31 protein-coding genes and 1 pseudogene are annotated in these 25,831 nt (G+C 72.6%); 14 read left to right on the top strand and 18 right to left on the bottom strand.

What is annotated here, in order from left to right; translation table 11 throughout:
- Positions 1-12: 12 nt before the first annotated feature.
- The 8 genes from E4P38_RS00145 to E4P38_RS00115 all read right to left on the bottom strand — a co-directional run bounded on the left by E4P38_RS00145 (position 13) and on the right by E4P38_RS00115 (position 8,067).
- Positions 13-1,077: a flippase-like domain-containing protein gene (locus tag E4P38_RS00145; RefSeq protein ID WP_135129707.1), complete on the bottom strand. Its 1,065-nt coding sequence runs from the start codon at positions 1,075-1,077 to the stop codon at positions 13-15.
- Between the two features lie 333 nt (positions 1,078-1,410).
- Positions 1,411-1,863: a hypothetical protein gene (locus E4P38_RS00140; protein ID WP_135129706.1), complete on the bottom strand. Its 453-nt coding sequence runs from the start codon at positions 1,861-1,863 to the stop codon at positions 1,411-1,413.
- An 844-nt stretch (positions 1,864-2,707) separates the two neighbouring features.
- A complete protein-coding gene (locus E4P38_RS23290) occupies positions 2,708-2,977 on the bottom strand; it encodes a tyrosine-type recombinase/integrase (protein WP_245160692.1) in 270 nt (89 codons plus the stop codon).
- A gap of 53 nt (positions 2,978-3,030) precedes the next feature.
- Entirely contained in the window at positions 3,031-3,567 is a 537-nt protein-coding gene (locus tag E4P38_RS23285) for a hypothetical protein (protein WP_245160691.1), read from the bottom strand.
- Between the two features lie 510 nt (positions 3,568-4,077).
- Positions 4,078-4,863, bottom strand: a complete 786-nt coding sequence (locus E4P38_RS00130) for a galactosyltransferase-related protein (protein ID WP_209308843.1) — start codon at positions 4,861-4,863, stop codon at positions 4,078-4,080.
- A 41-nt stretch (positions 4,864-4,904) separates the two neighbouring features.
- Positions 4,905-5,912 carry a glycosyltransferase gene (locus E4P38_RS00125; protein ID WP_135129704.1) on the bottom strand — a complete coding sequence of 336 codons (1,008 nt, stop codon included), beginning with the start codon at positions 5,910-5,912 and terminating at the stop codon, positions 4,905-4,907.
- Entirely contained in the window at positions 5,909-6,943 is a 1,035-nt protein-coding gene (locus E4P38_RS00120) for a glycosyltransferase (protein ID WP_209308842.1), read from the bottom strand. The genes E4P38_RS00125 and E4P38_RS00120 overlap by 4 nt, the downstream gene beginning before the upstream one ends.
- Before the next feature lie 32 nt (positions 6,944-6,975).
- Positions 6,976-8,067: a glycosyltransferase gene (locus E4P38_RS00115; RefSeq protein ID WP_135129702.1), complete on the bottom strand. Its 1,092-nt coding sequence runs from the start codon at positions 8,065-8,067 to the stop codon at positions 6,976-6,978.
- A 174-nt stretch (positions 8,068-8,241) separates the two neighbouring features.
- On the opposite strand from E4P38_RS00115, the gene E4P38_RS00110 reads away from it, so the two are divergent.
- The 4 genes from E4P38_RS00110 to E4P38_RS00095 all read left to right on the top strand — a co-directional run bounded on the left by E4P38_RS00110 (position 8,242) and on the right by E4P38_RS00095 (position 10,657).
- Positions 8,242-8,670, top strand: coding sequence for an SRPBCC domain-containing protein (locus E4P38_RS00110; RefSeq protein ID WP_135129701.1), 429 nt, complete (start codon positions 8,242-8,244; stop codon positions 8,668-8,670).
- 60 nt (positions 8,671-8,730) lie between these two features.
- Positions 8,731-8,967, top strand: coding sequence for a hypothetical protein (locus E4P38_RS00105; RefSeq protein WP_135129700.1), 237 nt, complete (start codon positions 8,731-8,733; stop codon positions 8,965-8,967).
- A gap of 68 nt (positions 8,968-9,035) precedes the next feature.
- The gene (locus E4P38_RS00100) at positions 9,036-10,046 is read left to right on the top strand and encodes a GNAT family N-acetyltransferase (protein ID WP_135129699.1); all 1,011 of its coding nucleotides are present in this window, start codon (positions 9,036-9,038) and stop codon (positions 10,044-10,046) included.
- A gap of 29 nt (positions 10,047-10,075) precedes the next feature.
- Positions 10,076-10,657 carry a sugar O-acetyltransferase gene (locus E4P38_RS00095; protein WP_280791029.1) on the top strand — a complete coding sequence of 194 codons (582 nt, stop codon included), beginning with the start codon at positions 10,076-10,078 and terminating at the stop codon, positions 10,655-10,657.
- Between the two features lie 4 nt (positions 10,658-10,661).
- Here the strand turns inward: E4P38_RS00095 and E4P38_RS00090 are convergent, their stop codons facing one another.
- Positions 10,662-11,249, bottom strand: coding sequence for a helix-turn-helix transcriptional regulator (locus tag E4P38_RS00090; protein WP_245160690.1), 588 nt, complete (start codon positions 11,247-11,249; stop codon positions 10,662-10,664).
- Between the two features lie 77 nt (positions 11,250-11,326).
- On the opposite strand from E4P38_RS00090, the gene E4P38_RS00085 reads away from it, so the two are divergent.
- Both E4P38_RS00085 and E4P38_RS00080 read left to right on the top strand, forming a co-directional pair.
- Complete coding sequence (locus E4P38_RS00085) at positions 11,327-12,286, top strand: NAD(P)/FAD-dependent oxidoreductase (protein ID WP_135129698.1); 960 nt, start codon at positions 11,327-11,329, stop codon at positions 12,284-12,286.
- Positions 12,286-12,903, top strand: a complete 618-nt coding sequence (locus E4P38_RS00080) for a class I SAM-dependent methyltransferase (protein ID WP_135129697.1) — start codon at positions 12,286-12,288, stop codon at positions 12,901-12,903. Before E4P38_RS00085 ends, E4P38_RS00080 begins: the two co-directional genes overlap by 1 nt.
- A gap of 7 nt (positions 12,904-12,910) precedes the next feature.
- Here E4P38_RS00080 and E4P38_RS00075 read toward each other — a convergent pair whose 3' ends face one another.
- The 3 genes from E4P38_RS00075 to E4P38_RS00065 form a co-directional block, all read right to left on the bottom strand.
- Positions 12,911-13,945 (bottom strand): acetamidase/formamidase family protein, encoded by a 1,035-nt coding sequence (locus E4P38_RS00075; RefSeq protein WP_135129696.1) that lies wholly within the window; start codon positions 13,943-13,945, stop codon positions 12,911-12,913.
- Entirely contained in the window at positions 13,942-15,390 is a 1,449-nt protein-coding gene (locus E4P38_RS00070; protein ID WP_135129695.1) for an APC family permease, read from the bottom strand. The genes E4P38_RS00075 and E4P38_RS00070 overlap by 4 nt, the downstream gene beginning before the upstream one ends.
- A gap of 83 nt (positions 15,391-15,473) precedes the next feature.
- Positions 15,474-16,517, bottom strand: a complete 1,044-nt coding sequence (locus tag E4P38_RS00065; RefSeq protein WP_209308841.1) for an ABC transporter substrate-binding protein — start codon at positions 16,515-16,517, stop codon at positions 15,474-15,476.
- A 20-nt stretch (positions 16,518-16,537) separates the two neighbouring features.
- Here E4P38_RS00065 and E4P38_RS00060 point away from each other — a divergent pair, with 20 nt between their 5' ends.
- From E4P38_RS00060 to E4P38_RS00045, 4 genes are all read left to right on the top strand, one after another.
- Entirely contained in the window at positions 16,538-16,996 is a 459-nt protein-coding gene (locus tag E4P38_RS00060; protein WP_135129694.1) for a MarR family transcriptional regulator, read from the top strand.
- A gap of 85 nt (positions 16,997-17,081) precedes the next feature.
- Entirely contained in the window at positions 17,082-18,029 is a 948-nt protein-coding gene (locus tag E4P38_RS00055) for a 3-hydroxyacyl-CoA dehydrogenase NAD-binding domain-containing protein (protein ID WP_135129693.1), read from the top strand.
- Positions 18,026-18,763, top strand: coding sequence for an acetoacetate decarboxylase (locus E4P38_RS00050; protein WP_135129692.1), 738 nt, complete (start codon positions 18,026-18,028; stop codon positions 18,761-18,763). The genes E4P38_RS00055 and E4P38_RS00050 overlap by 4 nt, the downstream gene beginning before the upstream one ends.
- Positions 18,764-18,794: 31 nt before the next feature.
- A complete protein-coding gene (locus E4P38_RS00045; protein ID WP_135129691.1) occupies positions 18,795-20,036 on the top strand; it encodes a CoA transferase in 1,242 nt (413 codons plus the stop codon).
- A 4-nt stretch (positions 20,037-20,040) separates the two neighbouring features.
- Here E4P38_RS00045 and E4P38_RS00040 read toward each other — a convergent pair whose 3' ends face one another.
- The 3 genes from E4P38_RS00040 to E4P38_RS00030 all read right to left on the bottom strand — a co-directional run bounded on the left by E4P38_RS00040 (position 20,041) and on the right by E4P38_RS00030 (position 21,826).
- Positions 20,041-20,607, bottom strand: a complete 567-nt coding sequence (locus E4P38_RS00040) for a dienelactone hydrolase family protein (protein ID WP_135129690.1) — start codon at positions 20,605-20,607, stop codon at positions 20,041-20,043.
- 35 nt (positions 20,608-20,642) lie between these two features.
- Positions 20,643-21,431 (bottom strand): alpha/beta hydrolase, encoded by a 789-nt coding sequence (locus E4P38_RS00035; protein WP_135129689.1) that lies wholly within the window; start codon positions 21,429-21,431, stop codon positions 20,643-20,645.
- Between the two features lie 89 nt (positions 21,432-21,520).
- Positions 21,521-21,826, bottom strand: coding sequence for a hypothetical protein (locus E4P38_RS00030; RefSeq protein WP_135129688.1), 306 nt, complete (start codon positions 21,824-21,826; stop codon positions 21,521-21,523).
- A 151-nt stretch (positions 21,827-21,977) separates the two neighbouring features.
- On the opposite strand from E4P38_RS00030, the gene E4P38_RS00025 reads away from it, so the two are divergent.
- Positions 21,978-22,238 (top strand): hypothetical protein, encoded by a 261-nt coding sequence (locus E4P38_RS00025; protein WP_135129687.1) that lies wholly within the window; start codon positions 21,978-21,980, stop codon positions 22,236-22,238.
- 16 nt (positions 22,239-22,254) lie between these two features.
- Here E4P38_RS00025 and E4P38_RS00020 read toward each other — a convergent pair whose 3' ends face one another.
- A complete protein-coding gene (locus E4P38_RS00020; RefSeq protein ID WP_135129686.1) occupies positions 22,255-23,442 on the bottom strand; it encodes an acyl-CoA dehydrogenase family protein in 1,188 nt (395 codons plus the stop codon).
- Positions 23,443-23,485: 43 nt separating this feature from the next.
- Positions 23,486-23,992, bottom strand: coding sequence for a DUF664 domain-containing protein (locus tag E4P38_RS00015; RefSeq protein ID WP_135129685.1), 507 nt, complete (start codon positions 23,990-23,992; stop codon positions 23,486-23,488).
- A 30-nt stretch (positions 23,993-24,022) separates the two neighbouring features.
- Between E4P38_RS00015 and E4P38_RS00010 the strand changes: the two genes are divergently transcribed.
- Genes E4P38_RS00010 through E4P38_RS23680 form a run of 3 tightly spaced genes read left to right on the top strand, consistent with a single transcriptional unit; the run spans position 24,023 to position 25,634 of the window.
- On the top strand, positions 24,023-25,129 hold the full coding sequence (locus E4P38_RS00010) for a glycerate kinase (RefSeq protein WP_135129684.1): 1,107 nt from the start codon (positions 24,023-24,025) through the stop codon (positions 25,127-25,129).
- A gap of 50 nt (positions 25,130-25,179) precedes the next feature.
- Positions 25,180-25,515, top strand: a complete 336-nt coding sequence (locus E4P38_RS00005) for a universal stress protein (RefSeq protein ID WP_135129683.1) — start codon at positions 25,180-25,182, stop codon at positions 25,513-25,515.
- Positions 25,512-25,634 (top strand): hypothetical protein, encoded by a 123-nt coding sequence (locus E4P38_RS23680; protein WP_280791028.1) that lies wholly within the window; start codon positions 25,512-25,514, stop codon positions 25,632-25,634. Before E4P38_RS00005 ends, E4P38_RS23680 begins: the two co-directional genes overlap by 4 nt.
- 9 nt (positions 25,635-25,643) lie before the next feature.
- On the opposite strand, the pseudogene E4P38_RS22665 reads toward E4P38_RS23680, so the two are convergent.
- A pseudogene (locus E4P38_RS22665) lies at positions 25,644-25,831 on the bottom strand (serine/threonine protein kinase); the annotation flags it as partial.

The raw sequence follows: 25,831 nt of genomic DNA, 5'->3' as shown, positions 1-25,831 counted from the left end.
ATGCGGCTCCGTTCATCGAGCGTTCCGGGTGTCACCTCGATGCCTTCGAATACGGCTGCCGACTCTGAGAGTGGGCAGGAGCGCCAGGCCGACGAGGATCGGTAGCCAGTGGCTGATCAGACGCCAGCCCAGGACCGTCGTTGTCGCGGCTGCCGCGGGCGCCCCCGCTGTGACGAGGAAGCCGATCATGGCGGTCTCGACGATGCCAACCCCTCCGGGGGTCAGTGGGATGGCGGCAGCGAGTTGAGCGACGATGTAGGCGAGCAGGATGGGCGCCAGTGGCGTGCCGTGGCCGATGGTCAGGGCCAGACTGACGACGACGGCGGCATCGAGCAGCCAGTTGGCGGCTGCCCACGCCGCCCCCTTGCTCACGGTGCGACGGTCGCGGGCAAGATCCCGCACCCCCTCGACTCCGAGCCGGACGGCCTCGCCGACCGCGACGGGGTCCAGGCGGCGGAGCGGACCGCGAGCCACGGAGGCCGTGAGGTTGGCGGCGCGCGCGCCCACAGCGGCGGGGCGGCGGGTTGCGACAGGAATCAGCGCGGCAGCAACGAGCAGCGCGCCTGCGGCAACGGCAGCCGAGACCGCGATCCCACTCAGACGTCCGGTCGTCCATGTGAGCACGACCCCGATGGGCAACAGCCCAGCCAGGACGATCGAGGACAGAAGACCGCTGGTGGCCAACCCCGTGGTCGCAGCCACGGGTTCGGTGCCGGCTCGACGTAGCGCGGCGACGGTCACCGCCATGGCGGCGGCGTTGCCGGCGGGCAGTGTGCGCCCCAACGCGAGTCCCACCACCACGCAGCGCTGTATCAAGGCTCGCGGCGCATGGGTCCGCGTACGACGCAGCACAGCCATGACGAGTTCGCCGTAGGCAAGGAGGCTCGCAGCTTCGAGCAGTAGCACCAGCACGGGCAGCCACCAGCGTGCGGCGGCGAGCCGTTCGCCGGTCTCGGTGAGCCCAGCGACCTGCGCTGCGACCAGGTGCACACCGAGGGCCAGCGCGCCCAGCCCGAGGGCGAGCCGTATTGCTCGATGCGGCGTCACCCGTCGCTTGCCCGCCTCTTGTCCGGTCACGGGGGCTCTGCGCTAGAGGCCGCGGCGGGCTGGAGCCGCGCGGCTGCGAGCTCGACGTATCCCTCCGTCACGCTTGTGATCCTCCATTGATCGGGCCGGTCTGGCCTCAGGTACGCGGCCACCGCGGCGCTGATCGAGCACATCCATGCCGACGACGTCGGCATCTACGGGGCCGTAGAGTCCACGCCGAGCTGCACCGGCAGCGCCATCCGGCGGCTCGCTGCCCCGTGCAGCGGCTGTTGCGCGCCGCCGGGCTGCCCGGCATCTCCTGGCCACTGACGCGTTTGGCGGGCGACAGCGCGCCATCCGGGGGACTTTCCGGCCCTGCAGGGCTCAGGATGTTGGACGGCGAAGGATGATCGCGCGTTCGCGGCGGTGACCGAAATACCGGAAGTGGAGCGAATGACATCCGGCGAGGTGGCGTACCGCACGGTTGGCCGCATCGTGGTCCGGGACGCGGATCCAGACAGCTGAGCAACCGTCGCGGGCGTATGCCAAGTACAGATTGATGCTTTCCTCGTCCACCATCAAGGCGCGGACCATCCGCCGGACCACGCCCCGCTGCTCGATGTAGCGCCGGTAGTCATCGATGATTTGCTTGCCGGCGTAGACCTTCACTGCCTGCGCGCCGAATCCGGCTCTCCGCAGGGCCGTGACGGCCCGGCGGGCCTCATCAGAATCGTCGAGGACGACGGCCAGGAGGCCCCTGGGCCGGGTGAACCACGGGGGAGAGCAGGGGTCGGGACGACTCCGACCGATCGTCCCGGCCGAGCTGCTGTCACTCATGACCGTCGGCGGGGCATGGTGTCGTGGAGCCACGGTGCAGACGGGTGCCCACGACGAACGGCGATGGACGGTGTCACGGTTCCGACGAACGCCACATCGAAACGGGGCCGGTCATGGACGAAAGGGTCGATTGACAGCGCCTCGACCAGAGGTCGCCGGACGGTCCATCATGACTCCCTGGTTGGCCTGGACGTTCTTGTCTGCGCACGGTCCCAGGCGCTAGCTGATAATCCGATGAGACGTCTCGGTAGGAACTCTGAGTACGTACGCGACGAGCAAGGGCCGTCGCCTGCGCAAAGTTCGGCCCGCCGGTGGAAGGCCGGGGACGGACGTCCGTGAGGCGGTCGACGGCCTGCACGCCTGGGCGTGGAGGTCGAGGTCGAGGTCTGGAGACGTCGAGCCGGTGGCCCGCGCGATCGCGGCCGAGCCCGGTCAGGTGTTCGCCGCGGGCGCGGCGGGGAGCACGAGCGAGAAGGTCCCGCCCTTGCAGGGGCGGCCGGTGGCGATGATCGGAGACGGCGTCAACGACGCTCCGGCCGAGGGCGCACGCCGTTGGAGGTATCGCGACCAGTGCCGGTAACGGCCTGTCGAGAACGCAAGCGTGCGTCGATACCCGCAGGGAGCGGAGAACGGGATCATGCGTCAGGCCCCGCGGGCGTTATGTGACCACTACCCGCCCTTGGCCGGGGCCGTCCCGACCGTCCTCAGCTGTCCCCTACCGAGGCTGACCGGCAGGAACGCAGTTCCGTGAACGATCAGAGACCAATGGCCGAAGGCTGGAGGCCGAGGGGGAGATGCGTTCCGTCGCTCGTCCTCGCGCAGCCGTGCGAGTTTCCGTATGGGCTCAGGTGTCGATGATCTCCAGTACGGCGGCTGCACCGGTGAGGAGAACTTTCCGGCCGAAGTAGACGTCGCTCGTCATGGAGATGTTGGCGTGGCCGAGCTGGTCGGCGGCCGCTGGCGAGGAAAGGCCGGCCTGGTCCATCACGGTGGCTACGGTCTTGCCGAAGACGTGGGAGGTCACCCAGTCAAAGCCCGCGTTCGTGAAGGCCTGGCGTAGGTCGGCCTGCGTGTTGGACGGGTCGCGCCAGCCGCCGAGGGGTGCCGGAAACACTGGCTGTCCCTTCCCGCTGTCCTCGCGGAGGATGGTGGTCGCGGCCCGGCGCCTCAGCATCGTGATGCGCCACTGGGGGGACGAGCGTTCTGGTGCCGGCGTCGGTCTTGGTGGTCTTGATGATCAGCCCCTGGCCTTTCACCCGGATCGCGGCGGGGCGCACGTCGACGGTGCCGAGCTCGAGGTCGACGGTCCCAGGCCAGGCCGGTTGCCTCTCCAATGCGTAGCCCGGTGGACACCATGAAGCTGACGAGATCGGTTAGGTCGCGGGCGATGGCCTGCTCGTCGTAGCTGAGGGCGGCGCGCAGCTGCCGCAGCTCGGGCACGGTCATTGCCCGCGGCGCCCTCTTGGCCTTCGCGCTGACCGGTCCGAGTGCTCGGACCGGATTGCGCTCGAGCGCCTCGTGGCGGGCGGCCAGCGTGCACAGTCCGGAGAAGACGGATCGGCACATCGTGGCCGTCGACGTGCCGTGCCTGGCGACGATCAGCCGCAGGTGCCGGTCGAGGACGCCAATGGTCAGCTCGCGTACGCGGAGTTGTCCGAGTCCCGGCAGGATCTGCCGGTCGGGGCGGTCGCGGTAGGCCTGCATGGTGATGGGGGAGGTCCTTCAGCCGGCGTACCAGGCCTCGGCCAACACTGACCCGAGTGTCCGCGGTGATGTCGCCGTGCGACTGGATTCGGGACCGGTCACGCAGGGCCAGTTTCAGGGACCGCTCGGCGGCTGCCTTGCTCTTCGCGCGACGCTCGATCCCTCGGACTTGACCGTCGTAGCCCCGGGCCAGGGTCCGTGCCCGATAGCCCGTGGCGGTCTTGTAGCAGCGGATGGCACCGTGGGTGCCGAGCTCCAATGGTGGGCGCGCCATGCGCCCCGCCATAACCCCATTTTACTCCCAGAATTCAGAGGCAGGGGCCGGTCTGAAAGGGCTCCAGGGGTCCCGATGTTGCGGTGAAACAGCAGCCCAAAGGCCACCTGCGGCATCCAAGGGTCAGTAGCGGAGAATCCAACCCGACCAATCGCAGGGTTGGTGGTTCGAGTCCACTCGGGGGAGCGATCTCCCCGTCACGGGTCCGACGATGCGGCCGGCCGGGCGTCGGCGCGTCAGTCGCCGGACGGACCGTGTCGCCAGCCGTCGGCGGGGTCGAAATGGGCCAGGCCCAGGCGCTGGAACTCGGTCAGCCAGCCGGACATCGGCCACCACCCCCATCGCCGGAAGAAGATCCGTGCGTTGGCAACGACGTCGTCCACGTGCTCGACCGGCGGGTCGCTCACCGGATGGAACTGGTGGTGGGCGACAGCGCCGCCGGTCCAGTCCAGGCGGACACCGGCAGCCGCGGCGCACTGACCGAAGTCCGTGTCCTCGCCGCCGTAGCCGCGGTACTCCTCGCAGAAGCCGCCGATCCGTTCCCAGACGGCGGGACGGACGGCGAAGGACAGCGACCAGAACAGCCGCGGATCCCCGTTCTCCAGGGTCTCGTTCTCGCCCGGGTGCGGACGGGCCGGATGCGGGTCAGCCAGCTCGCTGAGCCGATCAAGGTCGTAGCCGGCCGGCGGCGGAGGAGGCAGATAGGCGACCGGTCCGCAGAGCAGTCGCGGAGCCCGGTCCTCGCCAGCGCACTCCACGTAGCGCCGCACCATGCCGGGTGCGGGTACGCAGTCGACGTCCAGGAAGACCAGCAGGTCCGCGCCGGACTCGATCGCCCTCTCGGCGCCCGCATTGCGGGCGCGGGCCAGCGGCAAGCGGGAGTCGGGAACGTCGACGTGGACCGCGGCCAGTGGCGGCCCGGCCCGAGCGGCGGCCACGTCAGCGGCGGCGGGGTCACCCATGCAGACGACGACGTGGGAGCCGACCGGCGCGGTGCTGCGCCGCAGACCTCGTCGTTGCACGCTCAGATGCCGGTGCCGACCCGCGACGGGCGTGATCACCGCTACGCGCACGACGCAGACTCCCGCGCGTGCTGGCCGGCCACGGCTCCGATGACCCGGGCGGCGCGTTCGGCGGCGCCGTCCGTGCGCCAGCGTTGCCAGCCGGATCCGCCGACGACGAGAGCGCGCGCGAGCAGGTCCGGCCACTGGTGGTCCTCCGGCCAGTGTCCCGAGGTGACGACCGGGCCGGCGTCGGCGAGGGCGCGGGCGGTCGCGCGTTGCTCGTCGTGCGGGCGGTCCTCGGGAATGACCACTGCGGGGCGGCCCGCCGCGGCGACGTCGGCGAGGGCACCCAACCCGGCGTGGGTGACCACCACATCGGCCGCGCACAGCTCGGGCCAGGGGTCCTCGGACCACGCGCCGGGCCCGAGGCGGTGCCAGTCCCACTCGGGCGTGGCAGCGGCAGCGGCCCCGATGTCGGCCTGACGAATGCTCGTGCCGCCGCTGCCCTGCAGGACGAGGACACGGCGTCGGGCGCGTGGCGGCGCAGTCGTGGAGCGGCCGGCGAACCGCGAGAGCCCACCGACGTGGTGGGTTCGGTCGGCCCATCGGTGCAGGTCGCGATCCATGGCGCCCAGGTCCGACGGCCAGGCCGCGAGGATCGCGTCGGCCACCGAGTAGCCCAGCTGATGGGCGGCGTCGGAGCGGTCGCCGGGTAGCGCCGTCATGATGACCGGTACCCCCATGAGGCGTCCGAAGACGGCGACCTCGACGGAGACGTCCACGACCAGCGCAGCGGGACGCGCGGTGTTGATCCACTCCGCGATGCGGGCCATCCGGGCGGCCAGGCCGACGTCGTGCGCCGGAGCCCAGTGCAGTCGGCCGTGCGCGCTCGGGTCCCGGACGGGGTGGCCCTGGTCGTCGCGCTCGAGGTCGATCCACGGACCCGTCCACTCGGCCGGCCGGGGCACGGAGGACAGCCCGGTCACCTCGTGGTCGAGGGCTGAGGCAATGCACATCGCGTTGCGGAGGTGACCGCGCCCGACGTGGTGGACGTAGTAGCCGATCATGCGACGTCCCGCCCCGCGAGGCGCGCGTACAGGCTCTCGTAGTCGTCGATCATGCGGGCCAGCGAGCAATGGCGAACGGCTTGGTCACGGGCGGCGGCGCGGGACAGGGAACGGGCGCGCTCCGCGGCGTCAGCGAGGGCGGGGACGTCGTCGGCCCCGACCAGCACGCCGCAGTCCCGGTCGAGCACCTCGGACACCGCGCCACGATCGAACGCGGCGACCGGGGTGCCGCAGGCGAGTGACTCGGCGACGACGAGGCCGTAGGGCTCGTCCCACCGCGGCGTCACGAGGGTGACCGAGGCCGCGCCCACCCGCTCGGCGAGGGCCGCGCGGTCGAGATGCCCGAGGTAGCGGACCTGCGGTCCCAGGCGCGGACTGATGTGGTCCACGAAGTAGCGGCGGTCGGCGATCGGTCCGACGAGGTCGAGAGCCAGGCCTGCCGCCTGGGCCGCCCGGATCGCGAGATCGGCGCCCTTCTCGGGGACCAGGCGCCCGAACCAGATGGCGGACCCGCCGCCCGGCCCCCATGGCCACAGGTCGAGGTCCACGCCGTTCCGGATCACCTGCGCCGCGGTGCTGGGCCGCCACGCGCGGGCGGTGTGCTCGCTGACGGCCACGAACGTGACCGCGCTGGGTCCCGTCTGTATCGCGGACTCGAGCCAGGGCGTGGGCGGCGTGTGCAGCGTCGTCACCATCGGGGTGGGGAGGGCCGGGGCCATCGCGATGGGCAGGTGGTGGAGGCAGTTGTTGTGCACCACGTCGAACTGGCGGGTCCGGGACAGTTCGAGCATGAGCGTGAGGTAGGCGTGGTGCTCCTCGAGCCACGCGTCCGCGGTCATGCTCACGTCGGCGCGAGCGGCCGCGCTGATCCGTGGCCACCGGACCGGTATCTCCTGCACGTCGAGCGCGGGGTCGCAGCCCGGCCCCGCGAAGACCGTCACGTCATGACTTCGCTCGCGGAGGGCACGCGCGAGGCCCCACGTGTGTGCCTCCAGCCCACCGGCGAACGGTTCGCGGATCGGATGGCGCACTGACCCGATGATCGCGATCCGCGAGGGCGGCGTCACCGCAGGACCGCCTCGTAGATCGTGCGGTGGGCGGCCGCCAGCTCGGCCCGCTCCTGTCGCCGGTCCGCGAGGCTCGCCTGCCACAGCGGACGCTGCTCGTAGGCGGTCCGGACGGCCGCCTGCAAGGACGACACGTCCAGTCCCCGCTCGTCGTGCCGGTAGGTGAGGCACGGCCGCTGCTGGGCGATGAAGCCGCACGTCGGCGCCAGCACCGTCGTACCCAGGTCGAAGCAGGCCTCCAGCCAGCCCGAATGCGTCCCGAACCGATAGGGAAGGACCGACAGATCCAGCGACTCGAGGTACTGCCACAGCTCTTCGTCGCTGAAGCAGTCGTGGACGAACAGGTCCAGGACTCCGTCGGACGCCGCCTCCCGCAGCCACCGCATCAGCGCCGGGTCGTGCCGGAGGCCCTCGGCGTCGGCGACGTCGTGGTGGACGTTGACCTGCAGGCGCGCGCCGGGCAGCTCGCGCACGACATCAGCGATCGCAGCGATCACCGGCAGCGGGACCATGCTCGCGCGCACGCTCTTGGCGTGCACGCCGACCGTCCACCCGTCTCCACCGGCGGGCCGTCGGCCGAATCGTTCGAACTCGATGACATGGGGGTGCGGAAGGACGACGGGCCGCCGGCCCCAGCGACGCTCGATCTCGGCTGCGGCACCGGAGGTGAGGGTGACCACCTCGTCGGCCTGGGGGATCAGCACGTCCAGGTGCTCGTCGTGCGCCCGCCGGTCGATGTGGTGCGGATTGCGGAGGTCATGAGCGGTGTACACGAGCCGCTTGTCCCATCGCCGCAGTTCCGCCACGAGCGAGGCGAGCGTCTGGGCGGACTGCGCGTCGAAGCCGAACTGCACATGCATGACGTCGAACTCGGCGCGGTGCTCGCGCACCCAGTCCGGCGAGAGCATCCGGGGCGGCCACCACTGGCCGGGGAACGCATCGGGGTCGTCCGGTGGCGGGTCGGGCAGTCTGCGAGTCGAGTCGGAACCATCCACGGCTCCGAGGTGCCGCACGTACACGTGGTCCTCCGGCACCGACGCGATCCGCAGCGTCGGCGTCCTCGTGCGGTCGGGAACCGTCTCGGTCACGCGCTCTGCCTCTCCGGTGAACCCCCCTCCTCTCTATGTGAGCCGCCGTGGAGATCGAAACAAATCCGACCGGCTTCCTGCCGAAGAACAGTGACGTCTTTCTCCACTACGGCCCGGTCGATCCGCCCTACGGTGGCCGGTAGGAGACGGACCAGTAGGACGGAGGAGCCACGCATGACCGGCCTCGTGGCCACGGCAGAGATCGACATCGACGCCGCACCGGCCCAGGTGTGGGCGGCCCTGGTCGACCCGGTGCAGATCAAGAAGTTCATGTTCGGGTCGGACGTGGAGACCGACTGGCGGGTCGGGAGCCCGATCGTCTGGCGGGGCGTCCACGAGGGCCGGGCGTACGAGGACAAGGGAGAGATCGTCGCGATCGAGCCCGGGGAGCGCCTGGTGGTCACCCACTACAGCCCGATGAGCGGTCAGCCGGACGTGCCGGAGAACTACCACACCCTGACGTATCAGCTCGAGGGTCGCGGTGCGGGGACGCACCTGACGCTCAGCCAGGACAACAACGCCACCCCCGACGAGGCGGAGCACTCGACGGGCATGTGGACGGCGCTCCTGGACGGCGTCAAGAAGACCGTCGAAGCGGGCTGACGGGGCCACCTTCCCGGCCACGTGTGCATCCGGAGCGGCGTCCGGTCGCGAATGATCGGCGTGGAGTTGGTCGCACGCGAGCAGCCGTACTGGGTCATCCAGCCCCTGGTCGACGCCGGGCTCGACGTGGAACAGATCAGGACCCTCCTGTTCCGCCTCGCCTTCGAAGCAATGGTCGGTGGCGGCCGCGGCGTCGAAGCCGAGGTGGCGAACGCCGTGCTCGACAAGCCGCAGGAGGTGCGGGCGGCCTGGGTGGAGACGGTCGGCCGGATGCTCGCGCACGCCCCGGCGGAGTGATCCGCGGGCCACGGCCATTCGGACGGGACGTGCGGAAAAGCCGTTGCCCCGGACGGTAGGACTGGGGGGTGCCTTCCCCCGCGCTCGAGCTCGTAGAACTCGGCCCCGACGACGGCCTCTTCGCCGCCTGGTGCGAGGTCTGGGCCGCAACCGAGCGTGCCGACCGTCCCGACGAGTCTCCGCGACCGGCGTCGGACCACGTCGCCCTGGGCCGCCAGCTCGTGTCCCCGGGCGGATCCCGGGACGGCACGCATCGTGCCGCGGTCGTCGACGGCGGAGTCGTCGGTGCCCTGCGGCTGCTGCTGCCCACGAAGGACAACCCGACGGTCGCCGTCGTCGACGTCGCAGTGCACCCGGAGCACCGCCGGCGCGGCATCGGCGGGACGCTCCTCGCGGAGGGGCTCCGGCTCGCTGCGGCCGCCGGGCGAACGGACCTCATCGCGGAGATCGACGAGCCGGCGCCCGGCACCCCGGGCCGGGAGTTCGCCCTGCGGCACGGCTGGACGTGCGACCTGCTGGAGACCCGGCGCGACCTCCTGCTGCCGCCGGACGAGCAGGCCCTGGCCGCCCTCGAGGCCGAGGCGAGGAGCGCCAGCGTCGGCTACGAGCTGATCACCTGGCGGGACCGGACCCCGGACGACCTGCTCGACGACCGGGCTGTGCTCGAGCGGCGGATGACCACCGACGCCCCGCACGGTGAGCTGCCGGTGGAGGAGGAGCACTGGGACGGCGAGCGGATCCGGGAGTACGAGGCGGCCCACGTCGCCCGCGGACGCACGGTCCTCTCCGCGGGGGCCGTGAGGGACGGCCGCCTGGTCGCCTTCACCGACCTGCAGGTCCCGCTGGCGCAGCCGGAGCGGGCGCAGCAGGCGGGCACGCTGGTCCTGCGCGAACACCGCGGCCACCGGCTGGGAGCACTTCTGAAGGCCGCCGTGCTCCGCGAGCTGACGGCGACGATGCCCCAGGTGCGCCGCATCAGCACATACAACTCCGACAGCAACCTGCCGATGGTCGCGGTCAACGAGGCCCTCGGCTTCCGGCCGGTCGGGCACCTGTCGTCCTGGTCCCTGCGCCTCTGACCGGACGGGTGCTCGGTAGGTTCGCCGACGTGACGACGGAGCAGACGGACCGCCGGTCGATGCGCGAGCGGATGCTCGCCGGTGACCTCTACATCGCCGACGACCCCGAGCTGGCCGAGGACAGCGCGGTCGCGCTGGACTTCATGGCCGCGTACAACGCGACGAGCGTGCGGCAGGCCCCGCTGCGCCGCCAGTTGCTGGAGCAGCTCCTGGGATCGGTCGGCGAGGGCACCGAGATCCGGCCTCCGCTGTACGTCGACTACGGCACGAACCTCTCGATCGGGGCGCGGTCGTTCGCCAACTTCGGGCTCGTCGCCCTCGACGTCGCCGCGATCACCATCGGGGACGACGTCCAGATCGGCCCCAACGTCCAGCTGCTCACCCCCACCCACCCGGTGGAGCCCGGGCCCCGCCGCGACAAGTGGGAGGCCGCGGAGCCGATCACGATCGGCGACAACGTGTGGCTGGGCGGCGGCGTCATCGTCTGCCCCGGGGTGTCGATCGGCGCGAACACGGTCGTCGGCGCGGGCGCGGTGGTGACCCGCGACCTCCCGGCGAACGTCGTCGCCGTCGGCAATCCGGCCCGCGTGGTGCGTCAGCTCGAGCCCTGACCGTTCACCTTCCCGCGGGAGCCGCCCGGACGTGCAGCCGCTCGCCCTGCGGACCGAAGAGGCACAGCACCTCGGCCGCCTCGGCGCCCGTCGCGAACGCGTGCGGCACATGGGTGTCGAACTCCGCGACCTCGCCGGGCTTCAGCAGGACGTCGTGTTCGCCCAGCAGCAGCCGTAACCGGCCGGAGAGCACGTAGAGCCACTCGTAGCCCTCGTGCGACTGCTGCTCGGGTTCCCCGCCGGGCCACTGCGGCGGGTAGAGCTGCTTGAACGCCTGCAGGCCGCCGGGACGCCGGGTCAGCGGGACGATCGTGACGCCGCGGCGCTCGAATGGCCGCCCGTGGATCCGCGGGTCGCCGGTGGCCGGGGCGTCGACGAGTTCGTCCAGCGGCACCTGGTGGACGCGGGCGAGGGGAAGCAGCAGCTCCAGCGTGGGGCGGCGCTGGCCGGACTCCAGACGGGAGAGCGTGCTCACTGAGATGCCGGTGGTCGCCGCCAGCTCGCTGAGCGCGATCCCACGCTGCTGACGGAGCGCCCGGAGCCGTGGACCCACGCCGGCGAGGACGTCGTCGTCCGAGTTCATCGTTGCCATAACAGCAACGATACTTGCTGTTCCACTCGGATCGGTCGACAGTCGTCCTCATCGAACGACGACGAGCGGAGCAGACGATGGACGACCGGTACGACGTAGTGGTGATCGGTGGAGGGGCCGCCGGCCTGAGCGGTGCGCTTGCACTGTCGCGGGCCCGGAGGTCGGTCCTGGTGGTGGACGACGGGGCGCCGCGCAACGCCCCGGCCGGCCACGTGCACAACTATCTCGGTCGTGAGGGAGCCACCCCGGCCGAGCTGCTCGCCTCGGGCCGCGCGGAGGTGGCCGGCTACGGCGGGCAGTTCGTCGACGGCCGGGTCGCCCGCGCCGAGCAGGAGGACGACGGCTTCCGCGTCGTTCTGGAAAGCGGTGAGTTCGTGTCCGCGCGGCGGCTGCTCGTCACGACCGGGCTGGTGGACGAGCTGCCCGACGTCCCGGGTGTGGCGGAGCTGTTCGGCAGCGACGTCCTGCACTGCCCCTACTGCCACGGTTGGGAGGTCCGGGACGCAGCGATCGGCGTCCTCGGCGGCCCCTTCGGCGTGCACCAGGCACTGATGTGGCGGCAGTGGAGCGCCGACGTGACGCTCTTCCAGCACACCGGACCGGCGCCCACCGCCGAGGAGCGCGAGCAGCTGGCCGCCCGTGATATCGCGGTCGTGACCGGGACCGTGGAGGGCCTGGAGCGCGAGGGTGGCCGGCTCTCCGGGGTGCGGCTCGCCGGCGGGGAGGTCGTCGCCCGGCGGGCGCTGGTCGTGTCGCCGCGGTTCACCGCCCGCGCCGTGGCGCTGACCTCGCTCGGCCTGGAGGCGGTGCCGATGGAGCTGAACGGGCACGTCTTCGGCAGCTACGTCGCCGCGGATCCCACCGGTGCCACGGCCGTCCCGGGGGTCTGGGTGGCCGGCAACGTTGCGGACCTCCGGGCGCAGGTGATCTCGGCGGCCGCAGCCGGCCTGAATACCGCGGCCATGATCAACGCCGACCTCATCGCCGAGGACACCCGCCGCGCCGTCGAGGCCCGGGCCTTGGCGGGGGCCCGCTGATGTTCGACGAGCAGTCCTTCGAGGAGCGGTACCGCGCCACCGACGCGCTGTGGAGCGGCCGGCCCAACACACAGCTCGTCCGGGAGGCCGCCGACCTGCCGCCGGGGTCTGCCCTGGACGTCGGCTGCGGCGAGGGAGCCGACGCCATCTGGCTCGCGGAGCGCGGGTGGCAGGTGACGGCCGTGGACTTTGCCCGCACCGCGCTGGAGCGCGGCCGGGCGCACGCGGAGACGCTCGGCGCCGAGATCGCCGGGCGGATCCGCTGGGTCTATGCCGATGTCACCGCAGAGGTGCCGGGCGCGGAGTTCGACCTGATCTCCGCGCAGTTCATGCACCTGCCGCCCGAACCTCGGCGACAGCTGTTCGCCCGGCTGGCGGCGGCGGTCGCGCCGGGCGGGACGCTGCTCGTCGTCGGGCACGACTTCAGCGACGTCGCCGCGGGCGCGCACCGGCCGCCGGAGCCCGAGCGCTTCTTCACCGCCGCGGAGATCGCCGAGTCGCTCGACGACGGGTGGGACGTCGTCGTCGCGGAGGCCCGGCCGCGCCCGGCCGCCGTCCACGAGGGCCACGACATCACCGTCCACGACGCCGTCCTGCGAGCCCGCAAGCGGCCGTGAGTGTCCCTCAGCGCTCGGCGAGGTAGGCGGCGGCCGTCGCCCGCAGCCGGCCGTGCACGCCGTCGGCGGCCACGACGTCCGAGCCCAGGTACCGCTTCGCCAGCTTGGCCACCATCGTGTAGTTGGTGTCCACGACGTTGCCTGCCGGCGCCAGCCCGGCCTGGCTGACCAGCTGGTAGGCGTCGAGCTTCGCCCAGCCGGTGAGCTCGGCGGCCCAGGTGACCAGGTCGTGCTGGCTGACCCGGTAGGCGTCCTCCAGTGGCCGGGTCGAGCCGGTCGACATGAGGAACTCGTCGCTCTCGATCCGAGGCCATGCTAGTGGGGCTGCAGGCCCGCCGCCCTTGATGAGGTCGACGACGACGACGGTGCGCATCGCGGCCTCCACCGCGGTGCCGCACACCTCGCCCTCACCCTGACGGCAGTGCCCGTCGCCGAGCGAGAGCTGCCCGCCGGGCACGTTGACGCCGAAGTACGCCGTCGTCCCTGCCCGCATCTCGGGGGTGTCCATGTTCCCGCCGTGGGCGCCGGGGGTGATGCTCGCGAACACCTCACCTCCGGCGGGCGCGACCCCGATCGTCCCGTGCATCGGGTCGAGCGGCAGCTCGACCTCCGGGCCGCCGCGCCGCGGCCGGAACAGGCACGTGCCCCGCTCCCGGTCGACCTCGTAGACCCAGACGAGCTCCTCCAGCGGGTCGTGCAGCATCGCCGTGCTGTGCGTGGCGGTCAGCGCCCCGAAGTGCGGGAACGTGGCCGACACCGCCCAGTCGCGGGCGGGGGCGATCTCGACCAGGTGCACCGCGAGGGTGTCGCCGGGCTCGGCGCCCTCGACGGCGATCGGCCCGGTGACCGGGTTGAGGTAGGGGAACTCGCACACCTGGCTCGGCAGGTCGTCGGCGCTGCGGACGCGCCCGCCGAAGCAGTCCTCGGTGGTGAGCTCCACGACCGTGCCCGGCGGCACCGTGATCAACGGCTCGCCGCCGCCGAAGGTGTAGCGCAGCTGATCCGGCTCCGGCGTCAGGGCGACGACCGTCAGATCGCTCACAGGTGCTCCTCCGCCTTGAGCTCCGGCTTGCGCCCCATGGCCAGGAGGATGCCCATGAGGACGAGGCCGACGCCCAGCCACACGAAGCCGAGCCGCTGGGCGGCGACCTGCGCGTTGTAGACGACGTAGGCCAGGATCGCGAAGCCGAGCACCGGGACGACGAGGTGGCGGAAGTAGTCGGTGCTCTTCTGCCGGACGATGAAGTGCACCACGACCGCGACGTGCAGCAGCAGGAACGCCGAGAGCGCACCGAAGTTGACCAGGGTCGAGAGCAGGGTGATGCCGTCGTCCCGCGTCGTCATGTACCAGCCGAGGACCAGGGAGATGACGGCGACCACGAGAGTGGCGTTGACCGGCACGCGACGGGTCGGGTGCACCTGGGCCAGGAAGCTGGGCAGCTGCCGGTCGCGCGCCATCGCGAACAGCAGCCGCGAGGTCGCTGCCTGGGCGACGAGGGAGTTGGCGAAACCCCAGGCGATCGCCGTCGCGACCGCGGTCAGGGTGGCTAGCCACGCGCCACCGGCCACGCCTGCGGCGTCGTAGAAGGCAGTGCCCGCGGCGTCGCCCTCGGCGATCAGGGTGTCGGGGTCGGGCACGAGCAGGGCGGCGACCCACGTCTGCACGATGAACAGGACGCCGGCCAGCGCGAGCGCGGCGATCATCGACTTGCCGATCATGCGCGCCGATTCCTTGTTCTCCTCCGCCAGGGTGGAGATCCCGTCGAAGCCGAGGAAGCTCAGCACCGCGATGGAGACGGCGCCGAAGACCAGTTCCAGCGAGAAGGTGTCGGCGTCGTAGATGGGGGAGAAGTCGAAGCCGCGGCCCTCGCCGGAGGCGAGCGCGACCACGCCGATCACGAGGAAGATCGCGAGCACGATCAGCTCGCCGACCAGCATGACCTTGTTCACCCGGGCGGTGAACTCGATGCCGAAGAAGTTCACGATGGTGTTGAGCAGGACGAACCCGATCAGCCACACCAGCACCGGCACCGACGAGTAGATCGAGTTCATCGCGATCGCGGCGATCAAGTAGAGCAGCGCGGGCACCAGCACGTAGTCGAGCAGGATCATCCAGCCGGCGATGAACCCGACCGGCTGGGCGATGCCACGACCTGCGTAGGTGTAGACGGAGCCGGCCATCGGGAAGGCCCGCGACATCTGCGAGTACGAGGCCGCGGTGAAGGCCATCGCCAGTCCGCCGATGGCATAGGCGAGCGCGACCATCCCGCCCGAGGCCTGGAAGACGCCACCGAAGATGCCGAACGGCGCGATCGGCACCATGAAGACCAGGCCGTAGACCAGCAGGTCGGTGAAGGTGAGCGAGCGCTTCAGCTCCTGGCGGTAGCCGAAGGCCTCCACGCCGGGGTCACCCGTGGCTGGGATGGGGCCGGGTGCGGCGCCGGGCACGGGACCGGCGGGGTCGTTGGTGGTACGGGGTTCGCTCATGACGACTCCTACGTCTCTGCCTCCGGCGCTGAGCCGGGCCGGGTGGAGACTAGAGCCAACTGCTTCCATGTGGAAGTAACGATTCAGGCGCAGTGCGTCTCTGTTAATTCACGGAACGCGAGGCCGTCCGCGCGCGCCAGCCGCGGCGCCGATCGGCGTCCCCGCAGCGCCCGCCCGCCGGCCAGCGCAGCGGCCAGCCGGACCCCGTCGTAGACACCGCGCGCGTAGGCGCAGACGACCGGTGCCCCGGGCCCCGACCGGCGCGAGTGGCGCTCCTCCAGGGCCAGCTGGTGCTCGTCGGCGCCGCCGTCGGCCGCGGCGAACGACGGCATGCAGGCGAACAACTCCCCGGTGGCGTCGCCGCCGAGGGCGTAGAGGCCGTTCTCCTCCAGGGCTCCGGACAGCCGGACGACGCGGCGGTCGAGCCCGGCGCGGGCGAACTCCCGGTTGAAGGCCACCAGGTCGCGGCCCACCAGGCTGAGCAGCACGGCGTCGGCTCGGCTGCGGCGGACCAGGTCCAGCAGCGGGCCGGGGTCGGCCGGCCCGAAGGGCACCAAGGCCTCGCCGACGACCTCGCCGCCGACCTCGGCCAGCACGCGCCGGGCGGCGCGGTGCACCGCGCGCGGCCACACGTAGTCGGTGCCCAGCAGCACCCAGCGCCGCGCCCGCCGGTGCCGGACCAGCCAGGTCAGCGCGGCGGCGTGCTGCTCGAGCGGTGACTGACCGATCCGCACGACGCCGGGACGACGGGCGCCGCCCTCGTGCGGCGGGGTGAAGACGTAGCGGGCCTCCGGCGGCAGGGCGCGCTCCAGGGCGCGGTGCACGTCGCTGGTGTGGAACCCGACCAGGAGCTCGAACGCGCCGGCCCGGTGCAGCGCCGCCGCCTCCGCCGCGACCACCTCCGGCGCACGGCCGGAGTCCACGCCGACCAGCTCGACCGGCCGTCCGGCGACCCCTCCTGCGGCGTTGATCTCGTCGGCGGCGAGCCCGGCGAGATCGAGGGCCGAGGGCGCCGTCATCGCCAGGGGCCCGGACAGCGGTACGGCCAGCCCCACGCGGACGACGTCCGGGCGCGGGCCGGTGAGCAGGACCTCCCACGGGTCCAGGAGTCCGGGCTGGCTGGGCACGCGATGAGTATGGTGCGGCCATGGTGCCGGGCGCAGATGCCGCAGCCGCCGCGCAACCCGTTCGTGTGCCGGACGACCTCGTCGAGCTCCTGACGGTCACCCAGCGGCGGGTCTCCCGGGGCGTCGCCGCCGTCCTGGCCGAGGACGGCGCCACGCTGGACGGCTACCGCCTGCTGCGCTCGCTCGCGTGGGGTTCCGGGCGCTCGATGGGTGAGCTCGTCGCCGCCCTGCACCTGCCGGCACCGACGCTCACCCGCCTCGTCGACGGCGCCGTCGACGCGGCCCTCGCCTACCGGCTCCCCGACCCCGACGACGGGCGGAAGGTCGTCGTCCACCTCTCGGACCTGGGCCGCACCCGCCTCTCCCGGCTGCAGGCGCTGGTGCAGGCGCACGAGTCGGCCCTGGCGACGTCGCTGGGTGTCGACCGCGTCGCGAGCCTCGCCCGGGCACTGGCGGACCTGGCCCGAGCGGAGGACTGAACCGCTCCGGTCGCTACAGCTCGCCGACCGCCACCAGGTGTGGTCCGATCGCAGCCTGGCGCGGCGGAACGCCTGGGGGTTGGCCGTGAGTGAGAACAGCCGCAGCGTGGCGGTCATCGGGGCAGGCACCATCGGCCTGTCCTGGGCAACGGTGTTCGCGGCGCACGGGCTGCAGGTCCGGCTGACCGATCCGCGGCCCGACGTCCGGCAGGTCCTCGAGGAGTCGGTGCGGCAGTTCGCCCGGACCCTCCCCGGCGGACCCCGGGACGCCGAGGAACTCCTCGGCCGGATCGAGGTCGCGCCCGACCTCGAGGCGGCAGTGTCCGGCGTCGACGTCGTCCAGGAGAACGGTCCGGAGCGGATCGAGCTCAAGCGGGAGCTGTTCGCGCGCGTCGAAGAGGCGGCCCCGGCCGAGGCGTTGATCCTCTCGTCCACCTCGGGCCTGATGCCCACCGAGCTGAGCCGGGACATGCGGACGCCCGGGCGGCTGCTGGTCGGGCACCCGTTCAACCCGCCGCACGTGCTGCCGCTGGTGGAGATCGTCCCGGGGGAGCGCACCGAGCAGTGGGCGGTCGACGCCGCGGTCGAGTTCTACCGGGGGCTGGGCAAGAAGCCGGTGGTGCTGCACCGGGAGGTGCCCGGGTTCGTCGCCAATCGCCTGCAGTCGGCGATCTTCAAGGAGTGCGTGCACCTCGTGCTCGAGGGTGTGGTGGACGTGGCCGAGCTGGACGAGGTCGTCACCGAGTCGATCGGTCTCCGCTGGTCGACGCAGGGACCGTTCGAGAGCATGCACCTGGGCGGCGGTCCGGGAGGGCTCCGCCATCTCTTCGAGCATCTCGGCCCCGGCATGTCGCGCCGGTGGAAGAGCCTGGGGCAGCCGGAGCTCACGCCCGAGACCATCGAGACCATCTCCGGCCAGGTGGAGGAGCGCTTCCGCGACCGCCGCTACGACGAGATGACCGAAGCACGCGACCGCGCGCAGCTCGCCGTCCTCGCCGCTCGCGAGGCTGCCCGCGGGGAGGGCGACGGGTGAACATCGAGGAGGTGCGGCGCCAGTCCACGACACCGCTCGGCGCGCCGGCCTATCCCGCGGGCCGCTACCGGTTCACCGGTCGCGAGTACCTCAACATCCTGTACCGCACCGATGCCGAGGCGATGCGGCGGGTGGTTCCCGAGCCCCTGACCGTCGCCGAACCGCTGGTCCGGTTCGAGGTGATGCGGATGCCGGACGTCACCGGGCTGGGCTCCTTCACCGAGTCGGGACAGGTCCTCCGCGTCGAGTACGAGGGGGAGCCGGCCGACTACCTGCACGCGATGTACGTCGACAGCCTGCCGTCGATCGCGAGCGGCCGGGAGATCAGCGCCTTTCCCAAGAAGTTCGGCACGCCCGCGCTCTACGTGGACACCGACACCCTGGTGGGGACCCTCGACTACGGGTCGCTGCGCGTAGCCACGGCGACGATGGGCTTCAAGCACGCACCGATGAGCGAGGACGACGCACGCGCCGAGATCGGGCAGCCCACGTTCGGGCTCAAGATGCTGCCGGGCTACGACCGCCGGCCGCGGATCCTGGAACTGGTGCGGAGCCAGATCACCGACATCACGATCCGGGGGGCGTGGACCGGGCCCGCGCGCCTGCAGCTGTTCGAGCACGCGCTGGCGCCGCTGGCCGACCTGCCGGTGCGCGAGATCGTGTCGGCCAGCCACATCGTCACCGACCTCACCCTCGGGCGGGCCGGTCTCGTCTTCGACTACCTCGCGGACTGAGCCCCTCTGCGGGGCCGGAAAGGAGATACCGGTGGTCGCTCCGCTCGAGGGCATCCGCGTCGTCGAGGTGGCCAACTGGATGGCGGGGCCGGGTGCGGCCGCGCTCATGGCAGACATGGGCGCCGAGGTCGTCAAGGTCGAGCCGCTGCGCGGTGACGCGATGCGGCAGGCGACCCGGCAGCCGGCGATGCCGCCCGGCGTCGCTCCACTGGACGCCTCCTTCCAGATGGACAACCGCGGCAAGCGCGGCGTCGCCGTCGCGCTCAATCGGCCCGAGGGGACCGACCTCGTGCGCCGGCTCGCCGCCCGGGCCGACGTCTTCGTGTGCAACCTGATGCCCGGCCGCCAGGCGAAGTTCCGCCTCGACGCCGACACCCTGCTCGCGCTCAACCCCCGGTTGGTCCACGCCACCCTCACCGGTTACGGGCTGGGCGGTCCCGATGCGACGCGGCCGGGATACGACCTCACCGCCTTCTTCGGGCGGGGCGCCGTCCTGCACGCCATGGCGGAGCCCGACAACCCGGCACCACCGCGGCTGCGTCCGGCCCAGGGGGACCACACGGCCGCACTCGCGCTGCTGGCGTCCATCCTCGCCGCGCTCCGCCTCGTCGAGACCACCGGGAAGGGGCAGCGGCTGGACGTCAGCCTGTTGTCGGCCGCCGCCTGGACCATGGCCACCGACCTGGCCGCGACGCTGGTCGACGGTCAGAACCCCCCACAGGGCGGCCGACGGGCCCGCCCGCACGCGCTGCACGGCGGGTTCCGCTGCTCCGACGGCCGCTGGCTGCTGCTGTTCATGCCGGAACCGCACTGGTGGCCGCGGTTCTGCGCCGCCGTGCAGCGACCGGAGTGGGCCGAGGACCCGCGCTTCGCCTCCTACGCCGGGCGCGCCCAGAACATGGCCGAGCTGACCGTTCTGCTGGACGGCGTCTTCGCCACGCGGACACTCGAGGAGTGGGGGCGGCTCTTCGACGCGGAGGGGTTCATCTGGGGGCCCGGCTCGACGGTGGCGGAGTTCGCCGCCGACGCCCAGGCGGAGGTCGACGGCCTGTATCCGACCATCGACCACCCGGAGGCCGGCACGTTCCGCACCGTGGCGAGCCCCATCCGGATCTCCGGAGCGGACATCGCGCCCCGAGGCCCGGCGCCCTCGGTCGGCCAGCACACGACCGGCGTGCTGGCGGACCTGGGACTGACTGCTCAGGAGCTGACGGCCCTGGCCGCGGACGGGATCATCGGGGGGCCGGACCTGACCGACCAGCCGGCGGGCTGAGCCGCTACGCCACCCTGTCGAGGAAGCCGAGCACCCGGCTCTCGACCAGCGTCGCGGCCTGCTCGTCGTAGGCAGGCAGGCTGTCGTCGGCGAACAGGTGCTGGTCGCCGGCGTAGACGAACAGCTCGGCGCTCCCGACCGTCCCGACGATCTCCCGGGCGACCTCGACGTCGCCCATGTCGTCGTCCTCCATCGTGTGGATCTGCAGCGGCAGGCCCTGCGGCCAGGCCGTGCCGAACTCCGACGGCGGCACGCAGCCGCTGATGAGCACGGCTCCTCGCGCACCGGCTCGCGTCTGGGCCAGCAGCTGTGCCGGCATGACCCCCAGTGAGATGCCGGCGTAGACGACGTCCTCCGGAAGGCCCTCGGCGGCGAGCCGACCGCGCTCCAGGACGGTGTCGAAGCCGATCTGCTGTGCGTGCGCGATGCCGTCGGTGAGGTCGGCGAAGGTCTTTCCCGCGTACAGATCGGGCGTGTGCACGACGTGCCCCGCGGAACGGATCTTCTCGGCGAGGGCGAGACATCCGCTCGTCAGCCCCTGGGCATGGTGGAACAACAGCAGCTCAGCCATGGCGGGAGCCTAGTTTCCCGCGCACCGGCCGGCAGTCAGTCCTCCGGCGGGAAGAGGGTGCCGAGCCCGAACCGGGTGGGCCGCTCGAAGGGCCGCCACTCGTGGCGCGGCTGGGCCAGCCGGTCGGCGACGATCCAGAGCACCGCGGGGTCGTGGCCCAGTCCGAGGTGGCTGCTGCGCACCGCGACGTTCTCACTGCGCGGCCCGGGCTCCTGACGGCAGGCCTGCCAGTCCACGACGCCGTCCCACTTCGAGTAGACGGCGGTGCTCGGCACCGGCAGACCCCGGGCGAGCGACGTCCGTGAGGCGGAGATCCGGCCGTTCGCGGAGACCGGCGCCAGCCGCCGGTAGGCCCGGCCGCCGGGGCTGCGGTCGGCGCCGCGCTCGGCCAGCCCGAACGGGGAGCCGAGCGAGATCACCTGGCGCACCTGCCGGGGCGCCCGTCGCGCGAGCCGGCGGGCGTAGATGCCACCGAGGCTCCAGCCGACGATGCTCACCGACGTCCCGTGCTCGCGGGCCAGCCGGTCCACCAGCAGCGGGAGTTCGCTGACCACCTCCTCGGTGGGGCCGCGGTTGCGACCGAGCGCCCAGCCGACGACGGGATACCCGAGCCGGCCCAGCCAGGTACGCAGGGCCCGCGTGGACACGTCCGACGCCATGAGCCCGGGCAGGACGAGCACGGGATGCGGCTCGCCCCGGGGCGCCCGGGTGAGCAGGGGCAGGCCCGCGGCCAGTGCGCCGGCGCTCACCAGGGTGCGGGCCGGTTCGGTCGCCGCCAGGACGACGCGGCGTCGGGGGGAGCGCGGTTCGGGGCGTGCGGTCACGGAGTCTCCGAGGGCTGTGGGTTCGGCGTTGCTCTCCGGTGATGCCCGCGTTCGGCGGCGGCACTCGGACGGGAGCCCGCCGGTCGTGCTCAGTCGATCGACGGCGGCAGCAGTCGGGGAGCGAAGACCTCGTCGATCGGCCGGGGACCGACGTACTGCCGGCAGGTGCAGGGCACCCAGCTGTGCCCGGACCAGCGTCCCCGCCTGTCGAAGGTGTCGCGGCGCAGCTCGGCGTAGCAGGTCGAGGTCTCCCGGTCGTGCTGGCTGAGGGCGTGCCCGCAGCCGCAGAGGGGCGTCATCGGCGGGGGAGGAGGAGGGGGGCGCCGTCCGAGCCGGCCGGCGACGAAACCGGCCGCCAGCAGCACGCCACCCACCAGCAGGCTGATCGGCTCCATGCCCGCGCTCCCTCCGGTTCGACCGCCCTCGACGGTAACGCGGCGGGGCAACCCCCGTGGGGCCGTCCGGCGTGGTGCAGACGGACCGATGTCGGCCGAATTCGCCCAAACGCGGTGGTTGGGCGCTTGTGACGCGGGGCACAGGTTGGTCGTGGACAGCTATGCCGTAGGTTTCGCCCGACCCGACCGGTGGTCCCGGGGGCAGCCGGCGGAGCACACCTTCCCGTGGCACGCCGTGGAGGCGCACCGCCCCCCGGCGGAGCTCGACGGGGAGGTCGAACTCGCCGTGTGCGGGGCCATCGTCCAGGTCTGGGGATCCCAGAAGTGGCACCGCGTGGGCATCGGCCGGACGGCCTGCCCCGACTGCCAGCGCATCTCCGCGGTGACGAAGCCCCTGACGTCAGCGCGCTAGGCCGGCACGCGGCCGTTCAGGAGCGGGACGGCTTGCGACCGCTGATCGCCGAGAGCCCGGTGATCTCGCGGCCGACGATCAGCGCCTGCACCGAGTCGGTGCCCTCGAAGGTGAAGATCGCCTCCATGTCGGCGTGATGCCGCGCGACGTGGTTGTCCAGCAGGATCCCGTCGCCGCCGAGGATGTCGCGGGCGTCGGCGACGATGGCCCGGGCCTTGGCCGCGTGGTTCATCTTGGCCAGCGACGCCATCGCGGCGGTCATCCGGTCGGCGTCGGCGAGCTTGGACAGCCGCCAGCACATGAGCTGCATCGAGGTGATCTCGGCGAGCATCCGGGCCAGCTTGTCCTGCACCAGCTGGTAGCCGGCGATCGGCTGGCCGAACTGCTCCCGCCGCAGCGCGTGGGCCAGCGCCAGCTCGTAGGACGCCGTCGCCAGACCCAGGGCCCGCCACGCGACGGTGTACCGGGTGCGGTCGAGTACCCGCGACACGTCCTTGAAGGAGTGGCACTCGGCGAGCTTGTTCTCCGCGGGCACCCGGACGTCGGTCAGCGTGATCTCGGCCTGCCAGACCGCCCGCAGCGCCGTCTTCCCGGTCATCACGGTCGCCTCGTAGCCGGGGGTGCCCTTCTCGACGACGTACCCGCCGACCGCGCCGTCCGTCCCGCGGGCCCAGATGATCACGTAGTCGGCGATCGAGCCGTTGCCGATCCACTTCTTCTGCCCGTTGAGCACGTAGGCGTCGCCGTCGAGGCGCGCGGAGGTCTCCAGGCCGACGGCGTCCGAGCCGTGCTGGGGCTCGGTGAGCCCGAAGGCGCCGATCTTCTCCATGCGGGCCATCGCCGGCAGCCACCGCTCGCGCTGCTCCTCGCTGCCGAGCAGGGCGATCGACTGCATCGCCAGGAAGCTGTGCACGCCGTAGAACGTGCCGACGCTGCCGTCGGCCCGCGCCCACTCGGCCGCGACCAGGCCGGCGGCGACGGCGCTCATGCCGGGGGAGCCGTAGCCCTCGACCGTGCCGCCGGAGATACCGAGCTCGGCGATCTTGGGGACCAGTTCGAACGGGAACTCCGCGCGCTCCCAGTAATCGTTGATCCGCGGGGTGACCTCCGTCGCGCAGAAGGCCCGCACCTTGTCGCGGACGGCGATCTCCTCGGGCTCCAGGAGCTCCTCGATGGCGTAGAAGTCGGTGCTCGGCTCACTCACGGACAGGACGCTATGGGCGCCCGGCGACTTCCGCTCGCCGTGGTCAGCCGGCGGTGAGCAGTCCCCGGACGAAGGCCGCCTGACCCACGTGCTGCAGGTCGTCGGAGAGCACGCTGACCAGCCGGACGCCGAGGGTGACCGGCGGATCCCAGCGAGTATCGACGACCCGGTCGAGATCGTCGTCCGAGAGTCCGCGCAGGTAGTCCGCGGAGCGGGTGTGGACGGCGGCGGCGTAGCCGAGCAGCAGGTCCGCCGGCACCCGCACCTGCGCCACCTCGTCGGGACTGAACCCGTAGCCGGTGGCCCCGCGCGGGAACGGCAGGCCGAACCGGGCGTCCCAGCCCTCCGCCGTCCAGACTTGTTCGCCCCCCGCGACGTCGGTGATGTGGTCGTCCTGGACGCGGGCCAGGTGCCAGGCCAGCCAGGCGATGGTGTTCGCCTCGGGACCCAGCCGGCGGGTCAGCTGCTCCGGGGTCAGCCCCTCGACCGCCCGGCGGAGCGTCACCTGGATCTGCTCGTAGGCGTAGAGGAGCAGGTCGTTGCTGCGCATGCCGACATCGTGCCGCGGCATGCTGCTGGCGTGCGCATCGTGGTCGCCCCCGACTCCTTCAAGGGGTCTCTCGCCGCTGACCGGGCAGCGGAGGCGATCGCGACCGGCGTCGCCCGCGCCGTCCCGACGGCGGAGGTCGTCCTGCGGCCGGTCGCCGACGGCGGCGAAGGCACGGTCGCGGCCGCGCTGCGGGCCGGGTACTCGCCGCGGGCCGCCCGGGTCAGCGGTCCCGACGGGCGGCCGGTGGATGCCACGTTCGCCACGGACGACGGGACGGCCGTCGTCGAGCTCGCGTCGGCCGCCGGTCTCGCGCTCGCCGCGCCGGCGGCGTCGACGGCCTCCACCCGCGGGGTCGGCGACCTGCTGCTGGCCGCCCTCGACAGCGGTGCCCGGCGACTCGTCCTCGGCATCGGTGGCAGCGCCACCACCGACGGCGGGGCCGGGATGCTGCAGGCCCTCGGCGTCCGGCTGCTGGACGCCGACGGCCGCGACATCCCGCCCGGTGGCGCCGGGCTCGCCCGGCTGGCGCGGGCGGACGCCGCACACGTCGACCCCCGGCTGGCCGGCGTGGAGATCGTCGTGGCCACCGACGTCACCAACCCGCTCACCGGGCCGTCCGGTGCGGCCGCGGTGTTCGGGCCGCAGAAGGGCGCCTCGCCCGCTGACGTGCTGACGCTGGACGCCGCCCTCGCCCGGTACGCAGCGATCCTGCGACGCGACCTCGGGATCGAGGTCGCCGACGTCCCCGGCTCGGGTGGCGCGGGCGGGACGGCGGCGGGTGCGCTGGCGCTGGGCGCCCGCCTGGTCTCGGGTGCGGCCCTGGTCTGCGACCTCGTCGGCCTCTCCCCGGCGATCGGGGGCGCGGCCCTGGTGATCACCGGCGAGGGAGCCCTCGACGAGCAGACCCTGTCCGGCAAGGCCCCGGCCGAGGTCGCCGCCCGGGCACGTGCCGCCGGCGTGCCGTGCCTCGCCCTGGCCGGCGTCGTGGCGCTGGGCGGGGACCGGCTGAGCGGCGCCGGCTTCACCGCCGCGCACGCGCTGACCGAGGTCGATCCGGACGTCGCGCACTGCCGGGCCGAGCCGGAGCGGCTGCTGGCCGACCTGGCCGCCTGCGTGGTCCCACGATTGCTGGCATAGCGCGCCGAAGGACACTTCCCGCCCGCCCGGGGAAGGAGCACGCTGGCCGCATGACGGAGCCGACCGTCCGGCCGCTGGTGCTCGTCGACGTCCGCCCGTCCGCGTGCGGCTTCCAGGCGCTGCTCTGGGCCCTGGTCGAGGCCGAGCGGCGGGACGCGGTGCTGCTGGCCGTCACCGTGTGGCCCGGCGACCCGGCGCAGCCCGACGACGGCCGGGCGGAGATGGAACAGGCGCTCACCGCGATGGTCGAGCGCGCCGTCGAGGAGACCGGCGTGCACGGCCGGACCCGCGTCGCGGCGCTCACCTACCCGGTCACCGTCGCCGACGTCGCCGTCCAGACGGGTGCCGAACTGCTGGTCATGGGTGCGGAGGAGGTGGCGCCATGACCGAGGAGGGCGTGCGCGGACCACGGGTCGTCGTGGGGACCGACTTCTCGACGCGGGCGCGGGCGGCGGTGCACCACCAGCGGATGCACCTGCGCCGGCACGCCGAACCGGTCGGCTGACGACCGAGCTCAGAGCAGGCCGAGAGCGGCCGCGACGAGCAGACCGATCCCGACGAGGACGAGCAGCACGATCAGCACGGTGACCAGTACCGGCACGACGACCCAGCGACGCTTGAAGCGCCGGCGGCGGCGGGTCGCGGGCGGCCCGGTGGCGGGGGCGGGCGCCGGCTCCTGGCGGACCGGGCCGCTGTCGCTCT

Origin of the sequence: Blastococcus sp. CT_GayMR16, from assembly GCF_004570875.1 — a bacterium.
In the GTDB taxonomy this organism is placed as follows: Bacteria; Actinomycetota; Actinomycetes; order Mycobacteriales; family Geodermatophilaceae; genus Blastococcus_B.
The sequence above is the reverse complement of the archived record's forward strand: the minus strand, read 5'-3'. Positions and strand labels throughout refer to the sequence as shown.

Bases quoted from the DNA above. Each gene is read 5' to 3' on its own strand.
- E4P38_RS00005 (WP_135129683.1), top strand. From the start codon at position 25,180: ATGACGGAGCCGACCGTCCGGCCGCTGGTGCTCGTCGACGTCCGCCCG.
- E4P38_RS00060 (WP_135129694.1), top strand. From the start codon at position 16,538: ATGGTGCCGGGCGCAGATGCCGCAGCCGCCGCGCAACCCGTTCGTGTG.
- E4P38_RS00030 (WP_135129688.1), bottom strand. From the start codon at position 21,826: ATGGAGCCGATCAGCCTGCTGGTGGGTGGCGTGCTGCTGGCGGCCGGT.
- E4P38_RS00015 (WP_135129685.1), bottom strand. From the start codon at position 23,992: ATGCGCAGCAACGACCTGCTCCTCTACGCCTACGAGCAGATCCAGGTG.
- E4P38_RS00090 (WP_245160690.1), bottom strand. From the start codon at position 11,249: ATGGCAACGATGAACTCGGACGACGACGTCCTCGCCGGCGTGGGTCCA.
- E4P38_RS00080 (WP_135129697.1), top strand. From the start codon at position 12,286: ATGTTCGACGAGCAGTCCTTCGAGGAGCGGTACCGCGCCACCGACGCG.
- E4P38_RS23285 (WP_245160691.1), bottom strand. From the start codon at position 3,567: ATGCAGGCCTACCGCGACCGCCCCGACCGGCAGATCCTGCCGGGACTC.
- E4P38_RS00040 (WP_135129690.1), bottom strand. From the start codon at position 20,607: ATGGCTGAGCTGCTGTTGTTCCACCATGCCCAGGGGCTGACGAGCGGA.
- E4P38_RS00140 (WP_135129706.1), bottom strand. From the start codon at position 1,863: ATGAGTGACAGCAGCTCGGCCGGGACGATCGGTCGGAGTCGTCCCGAC.
- E4P38_RS00125 (WP_135129704.1), bottom strand. From the start codon at position 5,912: ATGATCGGCTACTACGTCCACCACGTCGGGCGCGGTCACCTCCGCAAC.
- E4P38_RS00070 (WP_135129695.1), bottom strand. From the start codon at position 15,390: ATGAGCGAACCCCGTACCACCAACGACCCCGCCGGTCCCGTGCCCGGC.
- E4P38_RS00110 (WP_135129701.1), top strand. From the start codon at position 8,242: ATGACCGGCCTCGTGGCCACGGCAGAGATCGACATCGACGCCGCACCG.
- E4P38_RS23680 (WP_280791028.1), top strand. From the start codon at position 25,512: ATGACCGAGGAGGGCGTGCGCGGACCACGGGTCGTCGTGGGGACCGAC.
- E4P38_RS00085 (WP_135129698.1), top strand. From the start codon at position 11,327: ATGGACGACCGGTACGACGTAGTGGTGATCGGTGGAGGGGCCGCCGGC.